General features: G+C 74.6%; 9 protein-coding genes, 1 other RNA gene and 1 pseudogene. 5 read left to right on the top strand and 6 right to left on the bottom strand.

Features of this window, described 5'->3' with window-relative positions; genetic code table 11:
- Positions 1-646, bottom strand: a 646-nt coding sequence (locus tag AB0C69_RS30465; protein WP_360358513.1) for a hypothetical protein, incomplete at its 3' end; no start/stop codon positions are given.
- A gap of 204 nt (positions 647-850) precedes the next feature.
- Here AB0C69_RS30465 and AB0C69_RS30460 point away from each other — a divergent pair.
- The gene (locus tag AB0C69_RS30460) at positions 851-3010 is read left to right on the top strand and encodes a hypothetical protein (protein WP_360358512.1); all 2160 of its coding nucleotides are present in this window, start codon (positions 851-853) and stop codon (positions 3008-3010) included.
- 5 nt (positions 3011-3015) lie between these two features.
- Here AB0C69_RS30460 and AB0C69_RS30455 read toward each other — a convergent pair whose 3' ends face one another.
- The 5 genes and pseudogenes from AB0C69_RS30455 to AB0C69_RS30435 form a co-directional block, all read right to left on the bottom strand.
- A complete protein-coding gene (locus AB0C69_RS30455; RefSeq protein WP_360358514.1) occupies positions 3016-3903 on the bottom strand; it encodes a M48 family metalloprotease in 888 nt (295 codons plus the stop codon).
- A gap of 1104 nt (positions 3904-5007) precedes the next feature.
- Positions 5008-5091: pseudogene (locus AB0C69_RS30450) on the bottom strand (DUF2510 domain-containing protein); the annotation flags it as partial.
- 69 nt (positions 5092-5160) lie between these two features.
- On the bottom strand, positions 5161-5559 hold the full coding sequence (locus AB0C69_RS30445; RefSeq protein WP_185026136.1) for a hypothetical protein: 399 nt from the start codon (positions 5557-5559) through the stop codon (positions 5161-5163).
- 52 nt (positions 5560-5611) lie between these two features.
- The gene (locus tag AB0C69_RS30440; protein WP_345178533.1) at positions 5612-5956 is read right to left on the bottom strand and encodes a DUF6191 domain-containing protein; all 345 of its coding nucleotides are present in this window, start codon (positions 5954-5956) and stop codon (positions 5612-5614) included.
- 45 nt (positions 5957-6001) lie between these two features.
- Positions 6002-6553, bottom strand: a complete 552-nt coding sequence (locus AB0C69_RS30435) for a pyridoxamine 5'-phosphate oxidase family protein (protein ID WP_345178532.1) — start codon at positions 6551-6553, stop codon at positions 6002-6004.
- Between the two features lie 113 nt (positions 6554-6666).
- Between AB0C69_RS30435 and AB0C69_RS30430 the strand changes: the two genes are divergently transcribed.
- From AB0C69_RS30430 to rnpB, 4 genes are all read left to right on the top strand, one after another.
- Positions 6667-7488, top strand: coding sequence for a Nif3-like dinuclear metal center hexameric protein (locus tag AB0C69_RS30430; protein WP_360358511.1), 822 nt, complete (start codon positions 6667-6669; stop codon positions 7486-7488).
- Entirely contained in the window at positions 7485-8228 is a 744-nt protein-coding gene (locus AB0C69_RS30425; RefSeq protein ID WP_360358510.1) for a C4-type zinc ribbon domain-containing protein, read from the top strand. Before AB0C69_RS30430 ends, AB0C69_RS30425 begins: the two co-directional genes overlap by 4 nt.
- Positions 8225-9328, top strand: coding sequence for a bifunctional RNase H/acid phosphatase (locus tag AB0C69_RS30420; protein WP_360358509.1), 1104 nt, complete (start codon positions 8225-8227; stop codon positions 9326-9328). The genes AB0C69_RS30425 and AB0C69_RS30420 overlap by 4 nt, the downstream gene beginning before the upstream one ends.
- 55 nt (positions 9329-9383) lie before the next feature.
- An RNA gene (gene rnpB, locus AB0C69_RS30415) (RNase P RNA component class A) lies at positions 9384-9779 on the top strand.
- Positions 9780-9947 lie beyond the last annotated feature (168 nt).

Raw genomic sequence — 9947 nt, 5'->3', positions numbered from 1 at the left:
CTACGAGTACCTCAGCCCGGCGCTGCTGCGCCGCAAGGACGCCTCCTTCTCCCGCGGCGCCCTGTTCGGCGACCGCTCCGCCTACCACGCGGTGCCGCTTCTCCATCCGGAGGGCCGCGACCGAGTCTTCCGGCGACAGCTCCGCCATCGACCGGGCCCGCTGCTGCCGGTCGGCCAGGTCGTCGGCGAGGCGCCGCGCTTCGTCCGGGTCGACGGGCTCGGCGACGAGCATCCAGGCGAACGGCTGCGTCCACACCGCGAGCAGGCCGTCCTCCAGGGACGGCCGCGCGGGCTCCTCCGGCGGGGGATCCTCCACGAGCAGGCCGTCGGAGATGCCGCCGATGCTCACCCAGTGCGGCATCGAGTCCTCGCCGACGCCCTCGGGCAGCAGCGTCCCGCGCCCGCCCGCGGGAAGGCTCAGGGTCGCCGCGCGCCCGTCGAGGTCGGCGACGAGGCCGTCCCCGCCGACGAACACCTCCGTGGGGCCGAACGCCTCCGCGCGCCGCCAGCCGACGAGCACCGGCTCCCTGCCCGCGTGGTACGCCGAGACCAGCGCCGCGAGCCGCTGGTCGCGCCACTCGTCCCGGCCGTCGGACTCGTCGGGGCGGGGGACCTCCGTCAGCCGGCACACCGCGAGCCCGCGCACGACGTCCCACATGGTCAGCCGCGCCGGCGGGCCGGGCCGGACATTTTCGCGATCTCGCCTCGGTCCAAGGTCATGAGCAGTCAGGCTATTGAGCAAGGACCCCGTTGGGAAGGCCGATTCCCGATCAGGGGCCTGACAAGTCACATGTCAATCTGCTTGGGTTATTTGCGGCATATCGAGCGGGGCGGGACGGGGGTTCGGATCGTGAGGGCGGTCGACCATGGGGGATTGCTGTCGCGCCGCGAACGGCTCTTCACCCCCGATCCCCGTCTCGGCTGGGTGTTCCGCGACCGCTGGTGGTTCCTGCGCCCCTTCCCGGAAGCGCCGCCCCAGCAGCAGGCGCTGCCCGACTACCTGGCGCGCCGGGTCCTCCAGACCGAGCAGGTCGCGCAGCGCAGGCTGAGCCGGACGCTCCCCGTGAGCGCGACGATCGCGATGGTCCTCGTGCTCTTCGCCGCCTGCTCGGCGGGCGGCTCCGGGTCCGTCTCGATCGGCTCGCTCCTGCTGGCCGCCCTCGTCCTCGCCCCCGGCGCGGCGCTGACTTGGTGGGCCGTGCGGCAGCGGCAGAGCGCCCGGAAGGCCCACGACCTGGCCCAGCAGCAGATCATCGGCGGCTACCAGGACCAGGCGCGGCAGTGGCACGCGCGCAAGCAGGCACACGACGCCGCGGAGCGCGCGCGGCTGCACGACCTGCCCGAATGGGGCGCGGCCCGGCGGCCCGGCCGCCGCCTGGACGTCTTCGGCGGGACGCTCTGGGCGTGGGAGGCGCTGCTCACCACCTACGGGACGTCCACCCTCGCCGTCCAGCCGCTGCTCGTGCTCGACCTGTCCCGCGAGGTCGTCAGCCGCGAACTGGTCGAGCTCGCGCAGGCCGCGTGGATGGGCGTGGACGCGCAGCTGCTGCCCAGCCGCCAGGCCTCCTCCGGCCTGCTCGCCGACATGCCGCCCCGCGACCTGGTGGACGCGATCGTCGAGTCCATGCACGGCGGCACGCCCGACGCCGCGCGCGCCGACCGCAGCATGGACGACCGCATCCTGACCAAGGTCTGCGGCGCGCTCGGCGACGACGTCACGCTCGGCCGGATCGCGGCGGCCCTGCGCGCCCTGATGGGCGAGCCCGACGACGGCGACGCGCTGACCCGCGACGAGCGGCGCCACATCGCGAACGAGCTGTTCACCGTGGAGTACCGGCGGCAGGCCCACGCGAACCTGTCGCGGATCGAGTCCTACATCCATCCGCTGGAAGACCTCGGGACGGCACCCGCCGAAAGGGAGGGCGCCGGCTACCTGACCTGCGTCGCGCTCGACAGCCAGGCCCGCAACGTCCGCTCCGAGCTGCTGACCGACCTCATCGTCCAGTGGGTGACGCACCGCATCACCGCGTCGCAGGCCTCCACGCCCGCCCTCGTCGTCGCCGGCGCGGACGAGCTGGCCCGCCGCCACCTCGAACGCCTCTCGGACGCCTGCGAGCGGCGCGGCGTCCCGCTGACCCTGCTGTTCCGGCGCCTGCGGGAGACCTCCGCGGAGATGATCGGCGGCGGCGCCGTCGCGTTCATGCGGCTCGGCAACCACGAGGACGCGGCCCGCGCCGCCGACTTCATCGGTCGCGACCACCGCTTCGTCCTGTCGCAGATCACCAAGAACGTCGGGGGGAACGAGTCCCACACCACCACCGAGACCGAGGGCACGGGCGACTCCGAGACCTACAGCACCAGCCGCACCACCGGGACGTCCCGCAACTGGGGGACGTCCCGCTCGTCCGGCACCACCTACTCGGGCGGCGAGATGTTCGGGCTCTTCCCCGACCGCTCGACGTCGCACCAGCGCGGCAGCAACCGGGGCGGCTCCACCAGCACCAGCGACACCGAGGGCACCTCCACGTCCACGTCGCGGAACTGGTCGGCCGCCTACTCCTACGCGGAGGGCACCAACTGGAGCGACGCCGACACCACGCAGCGCGTGTACGAGTACGTCGTCGAACCCGTCACCCTCCAGCACCTGCCCGACCACGCGCTGCTGCTGGTCGAGTCGGCGCCCGGCGGCGGCCGTACGATCACGCCCGTCGAGTGCGACCCGGCCATCATCACGCTGGACCGCGTCACCACCGGCCCCCTCCCGGACCCGCCGCCCCCGCAGCAGGCGCTCCCCGCCCCCGGCCCGGCGCTGGCCTCACCCGGCCCGGCGCCCCAGCCCCAGCAGTGGGGCGCGCCGTCCGCCCCGCAATGGGCCGCCCCGACCGCGCCGCCCCCGCCGCGGGCGCCCCTGTCGACCCGGCCGGGCCCGCCGCCCGGCCAGCAGACCGGACCGCGGCCGCCCGACGACCCCCGCCAGGGCCCGCCGCCGCTGTTCGGCGGGCGGACCTGACCGGCTCAGCCGAGCCGGCGGCGCAGCGCCTGCGCCCGCCGGACGAGGGGCAGCGGCAGCCCGTCTGGCTGGTGCTCGATGCGATGCTCCACGGCCGCGACCAGGTCCGCTCCGAACCCCATGCCCACCGCCGCCGCGTCCGCCCGCGCCTCGCCCCCGGCACCCAGCAGCCGCGCGCCCAGCGAGGCGGCGTAGGCGAGCGCGGCCGGCACCGCCACCAGCGCCGTCACCGCCAGGGCGACGGCGGCGAGCAGGAACACCCCGAGGAACCCGATCGGCCGGTGCCACTCGACGGCCCGCTTCCACATCGGGCCGATCGGCGACCACGCCGTCCGCAGCGCCCACTGCAGCGTCCGGTTCGGCAGCGTCACCTGCGCGTGGACGAACGCCGGCACCGCCCGCCACCCCTGGAGGTGCCCCAGCTCATGGGCGAGGACGGCGGCGAGGTGCCCGGGCGCCAGCGATCGGGCCGACTGCGACGTGACCGCCACCGTGCGCGCTGACGGCCTGCACGCGTTCAACCCGTCCGACTCCACGACCACGAGCCGGTAGCCGCTGACACCGGCGTGCTGCTGCACGTAGCGCCACGCGTGCTCCAGCCGCGCGCGCTCCTCGCCGTCCGGCTCCCGGTAGCCGTACGAACGCGGGGCGCTGAGGGGCGCCAGCAGCAGGAGCGCCCACACGGCGAACACCGAGACGGCGCCCCAGAAGGGCCAGACGGACGCCGCCCCGAACGCGACGGCGGCGACCACGCCCCCTTCGACCAGCACGACGAGGCCGATCGCGACCCTGGCCCGCCCGGACGGCGTGCCCTGCGGTTGCCCTGGCGGAAGATAACGCGGCCCGGGCTCCTCCGCCTGCCGCGGCGCCTCCGCCGCCCGCTGCCCGGGCACCGGCGGCCGACGCACCGGCCCGGCGGCCCGCGGCGCCGGAGGCCGCGAAGCATGAGGCTTCCGCAGCCCCGGCGCCGGAGGCGCCGACGACTCCATCCGAGCCTCCTGCAAGGGCGGCGGCTGCACAGGCCGCGCCGAAGGAGCCCCACCAAGCCGCGGGGGAGGCGCAGACGATTCGAACCGCGCCTGCGGAGGCACGGGCCACGAGCCCGCCCCCCGCCCTGACTCCGCACCCGAGGACGCCCCATGCGGCCGCGCTGCCCGAGCCCCCGCCGAGGGTGGCACCCGCGGAGAAGGCGCCGCGCGGCCCTCACCGAGACTCGGCGGCGGAGTCTCCGCCGGGGGCGGCGGGACGGGTGCGTGCGGGCGTGCAGGCGTCGCGGGGCGCGGTGGTGTCGTGGGGCGCGGTGGTGTCGGGCCGGGCGGTGAGGTGTGCGGCGGGGGTGGAGCGGAGGGCGCGGGGGGCTCGCCCAGGCTTGGTGGCGGAGTCGCCGGTGCTCTCGGCGGAGCTTCCGCCGAGGGAGGCTGCGCGTTTGCGGACGGGCGCGAAGGCGTCGTAAGTCGCGGCGGTGGGTCCTGCGGCCCGGCCGGGGCGGACGGCGTGCGAGCCGCTGTCTCCGGTGAAGCTTCCGGCGAGGGCGGCGAGGGCGGCGAGGGCGGCGAGGGCGGCGAGGGCGGCGAGGGCGGCGGAGGCGCGGCTGGCTGGGGCGGGGGTGAAGGAGCGGCTGCGGGCCGCTGCTGGGGCGGCGAAGGGGGGCGCTGCGGTGTGGGGGACGCGCCGAGGCTCGGCGGGGGAGGCGTGAGGGGGTCGGGCCGAGCCTCTTGGAAGGGCGACTGTGAAGCAGGCGGCGTCTCGGCAACAGGGGGCGTGGCCGCGTGCTGCGGCACCCCAGGGCCCGAAAGCGGGGTGTGCGGTGCTTGTGGTGACCGGGGCGGCTGTGCGGGGTGCGGGGACGGTGCTTCAGGCTCGGCGGCCGCAGGGGAAGGCGGCTCAGGCGCCGGCCGGGGCGTGGGGCCAGGGCGTTGCGGGCGCGGGGCGGGGGCGGGCGGGGGTTCGGCGCTCAGGTTGGCGCGGCGGCGTGCGCGGGAGTCGTAGCGGCGCGACTCGCCGGTCCAGGTCTGGCCGTCCCAGTAGCGTTCGCGACCCATCAACTCCGGATCTGGGTACCACCCAGGTGGTGCGCTCACCGGAACCCCGCCTCCCGTAAGGAACAGATCAAGGCTTGCGCACGGCGCGACACAGCGTCAACACGGCGGTCACAGCTTGGGGGTGAAGGGGCGGCGATGGGCGGGATCGTCCGGCTCGGCGAGGCCGCGCAGGGCCGTCTCGACGAGCTCGATCCCCTGGAGGAGGGAGACGAGGCGGGCGCCCTCGCGGCGGTAGGCGTCCAGGACGGACTCGACGCCGTGCGGGGGGACGACGTCGCCGAGGTCGACGCGAGCGGTGCGGAAGCCCTCCCGGGCCGCCTCCACGGACGCGTGGACGTGGTGGCGGGCCATGCGGGCGAGGGCGATGGGGTAGCGGCGCAGGACGCCGTAGCGCCGGTACTCGGGCGGGACGAGTTCCAGCAGCCAGGCGAGCGCCGTGTCCACGAAGCGGTCGGTGCCCGGCGGATGCACCTGCGAGGGCCAGCCGGGCGGAACGTAGGTGCTCACGAGGGCAGGATAACCCCGATTCGAACCTATGTTCGAGAGCGGTTCGATGTGATCATGCGGGGGGCGGGGTGCGCCGGATCCGGATCTTGCCGGACTCCAGGTCGTCGCGGACGTTGCCGGATCCGGTCTGCTCGTGGTCGTCCTGGCGGAGCACCTTCTCCCGCTCCAGCTCCTCCTGCTTGACCTTCTTGGAGCCCTCGAAGGCGGAGGCGAGGTCCTCGAACATGCCCCCGCCGAAGCCGGCGCCGGTCTCGCCGTCGCCCCTGATGGCCCCCATCAGGGACGACTTGCCCGTCCCCTCGCGGGGCCACTCGATGGTCTCCGGCTCGGCCGCCTCCGGGCGGTTGCCCATCGGACGGCCCTTGACGCGCTTGCGGCGGCGAAAGGGTGGCTTCACACACTCTCCAACGCGATGAGTCTCCAGAATGATCCCAGCGGACATTCAGGTTACAAACGACCACCGGGTGGGAGAACCGGTGAAATCTCCCTGGCGGAGCCCGAACACCGACTGTGGCCGCACCGCGACGGTGGCGTTCACCTCCGGGTCCAGGAAGTCGACACGATAGCGCGTGGCGTACTTGGAGTTGACCAGGTCGATGAAGCGCTGTAGATCCCGCAGTTCGGTGACGATCTCGGCGCGCCCTTCGATGACCACGGGGTTCTCGGCCTCCTCGGTGGTGACCACCACCTGGGGGTTCGCCCGCAGGTTCACCATCTTGCGGGACGGCACCGCGCTGCTGAACAGCAGCGCCTCTCCCGACCAGGCGCCCCAGACCGGCATGGAGTGCGGACGTCCGTCCGGCCGCACCGTGCATACCCAGAAGTTCCGGGCGGCCCGCAGCCGCTCCACGGCCCAGGACCACGGCAGCAGGCCGCTTCCCTCGTGCGGTCCCTGGATGCCGTAACCCGGCATGTACGGACGTTCCGCCTTCGGTTCGACGGGTCGGATGGGCTGGATGGGCTCCGGTTCCGCGGCGGCGCCGGCGGCCGACATGGCGTTCCTCCCTCGGTCGTGCACTGTCCGTCCCATATCGTTACAGACCTTGGCGTCTCGGGGTGACGCTCGGTGGCTCGTTGGGAGCGCCCGGGCGCGGTAGCCTGCGGGACGTGCGCCTATCCCATGTCATCTCCGCTTTGGAGGAGCTCTACCCACCCGCATGGGCGGAGTCCTGGGACGCCGTCGGCCTCGTCTGCGGCGACCCCGGCCAGGAGGTGGGGCGGGTGCTGTTCGCCGTCGACCCCGTCGCCGCCGTGATCGACGAGGCGCTGGCATGGGGGGCCGACCTCGTGGTCACGCACCACCCGCTGCTGCTGCGCGGGGTGCACTCGGTCGCCGCCACCACGCCCAAGGGCCGGCTCCTCCACCGCATGATCACTAACGGGATCGCGCTGCACACCGCGCACACCAACGCCGACCGGGCCGTCCCGGGCGTGTCGGACGCGCTGGCGCGGGCCGTCGGACTCACCGGCGAGCTGCGCCCGATGGTCCCCGCCGACGACGACCCGCGCCGCGGCCTCGGCCGGATCGGGGAGCTGGACGAGCCGGTCGCGCTCCGGGAGTTCACCCGGCGCGCCGCGGCCGGGCTGCCGTCCACCGCCTGGGGTGTCCGGGCGGCCGGCGACCCGGACCGCCCCGTCCGTACCGTCGCCGTCTGCGGTGGCGCCGGCGACTCCCTGCTCGGTACCGCCCGGGCGGCCGGCGTCGACGTCTACCTCACCGCCGACCTGCGGCATCACCCCGCGTCGGAGTTCGCCGAGGAGGGCGGTCCGGCCCTGGTGGACGCCGCGCACTGGGCGACCGAGTGGCCCTGGCTCGCCGACGCCGAGCGGCGCCTGGCCGGGTCGTCCCCAGAAGCGGGCAAGTTGGAGACCCGGGTGTCCACGCTCATCACCGACGCGTGGACCCTTCACGACGAAGGAGCAAAGTGAAAGCCGCACCGCAAGCCCAGCTTCGCCTGATCGACCTGCAGGACCTCGACAGCTCTCTCGACCGGCTGGCGCACCGCCGCCGCACGCTGCCGGAGCTGGCGGAGATCGAGCGGCTGGAGGGCCGGCTGACCGAGCTGCGCGACGCGATCGTGGCGGCCGAGACGGAGGTCGGCGACCTGAGGCGGGAGCAGAAGAAGGCCGAGCAGGACGTCGACCAGGTCCGCACCCGCGCCGACCGCGACCAGAAGCGGCTCGACTCGGGGCAGGTGACCTCGGCGAAGGACCTCAGCAGCCTGCAGACCGAGATCGAGTCGCTGCACCGCCGCCAGTCCGACCTGGAGGAGGTCGTGCTGGAGATCATGGAGCGGACCGAGGAGGCCGAGGGCCGGGTCGCCGCGCTGAACGCCGAGCGCTCCGGCGCGCAGGAGGAACTGGCCGCGCTCACCGAGCGCCGCGACGCCGCCCAGCGCGAGATCGACGACGAGGCCGGGGCGTCGAGCGCCGCGCGCACCGCCGTCGCCAAGGACGTCCCGGACGACCTGCTCGGCCTCTACGAGAAGCTGCGCGGCCAGTTCGGCGGCGTCGGCGCGGCCAAGCTGTACCGCGGCGCCTGCCAGGGCTGCCACCTCGCGCTGAACACGGTCGACCTGAACCGCATCCGGGCCGCCGCCGAGGACGAGGTCATCCGCTGCGAGGAGTGCCGCCGCATCCTCGTCCGGACGCCCGAGTCGGGTCTGTGAGCGCCGGCCGGAAGCTGGTCGTCGAGGCGGACGGCGGGTCGCGCGGCAACCCCGGGCCCGCCGGGTACGGGGCGCTCGTCCGCGACGCGCTGACCGGCGAGGTGCTCGCGGAGGTCGCCGAGTCGATCGGGCACGCCACCAACAACGTCGCCGAGTACCGGGGCCTGATCGCCGGGCTCGCGGCGGCCGCCGGGATCGACCCGTCCGCCCGCGTCGAGGTCCGGATGGACTCCAAGCTCGTCGTGGAGCAGATGTCGGGCCGCTGGAAGATCAAGCACCCGGACATGGTGCCGCTGGCGCTGGAGGCCCGCGAGCTCGCCGCCTCGCTGGGGGCGGTGTCCTACACCTGGATCCCGCGCAACCGCAACGCGCACGCCGACCGGCTCGCCAACGAGGCCATGGACGCCGCCGCCCGCGGCGAGCACTGGACGCGCAAGGTCGAGGAGGCGCCGGAGGACCCCGAGCCGCTTCCCCGGCCCGCCTCGTCCATCCCGACGACCACGCTGCTGCTGCGGCACGGCGAGACGCCCCTGTCGGTCGAGAAGCGCTTCGCCGGGATCGGCGACGTCCCCCTCACCCCGCACGGCCTCGCCCAGGCCCGCGCCGCCGCCCTCGCCCTCAAGGACCGGGGGATCGACGCGATCGTCACCTCGCCGCTGTCCCGCTGCCGCGACACCGCCGCCGAGGTCGCCGCCGTCACCGGCCTGGACGTCCGGGTCGAGGACGGCTTCCGGGAGACCGACTTCGGCGACTGGGACGGGCTCACGTTCGCCGAGGCGGGCAAGGGCTGGCCGGCCGAGCTGAAGGCGTGGCTGGCCGACCCCGACGCCGCTCCGCCCGGCGGGGAGAGCTTCGCCCAGGTGTCCCGCCGCGTCCGCACGGCCCTGGACAAGCTGATGGTCCGCTACCGCGAGCAGACGGTCCTGGTGGTCTCGCACGTCACGCCGATCAAGCTCCTCGTCAAGGACGCCCTGGGCGCGCCCATGTCGTCCCTGTACCGGATGCACCTCGACGTGGCGGCGCTGACGTCCGTCGACTGGTACGCCGACGGCCCGGCGACCCTGCGCGTCTTCAACGACACCCACCACCTCCCCGCCTGACCGGCGACGGGTACGTGTGCGGCACACGGAGCCGCTAACCTTGAACCACGGCGGACGAGCCGGCCGGACGGCCGCGTCGGGGAGCGATCCCCGTCGAGGAAAGTCCGGGCTCCACAGGGCAGGGTGGTCGGTAACGCCGACCCGGGGCGACCCGCGGGACAGTGCCACAGAAAGCAGACCGCTACCGGTCCGCCGGTGGTAAGGGTGAAACGGTGAGGTAAGAGCTCACCAGCGCCCACGGTGACGTGGGCGGCTAGGTAAACCCCACCCGGAGCAAGGTCAAGAAGGGGCCCCGCAAGAGGCCCCGCGCAGGTGCCTGAGGGCGGCCCGCCCGAGCCTGCGGGTAGACCGCTGGAGACCGCCGGCAACGGCGGCCCGAGATGGATGGCCGTCACCGCCGCCCCGCAAGGGACGGCGGACACAGAACCCGGCTTACAGGCCGACTCGTCCGCCCTCTTCCACCCTCAGCGCCTCGCTGGACGGCGGCCAGGCGCCCCGTCCGGCGAAGGCGGGGCCGGGTGGTGGCCGGCTCTCGGTCAGCCTCGGCGTCCCTCGCCGATCGTCCGCAGCTCGGAGACCTCGGCGGGGGCCGCGCGCTCGGCGGCCTTCGCCGCGCACA

This window comes from Actinomadura sp. NPDC048032 (assembly GCF_040653175.1).
Taxonomy (GTDB): domain Bacteria; phylum Actinomycetota; class Actinomycetes; order Streptosporangiales; family Streptosporangiaceae; genus Spirillospora; species Spirillospora verrucosospora.
This window is presented reverse-complemented; position numbering and strand designations above follow the sequence as displayed.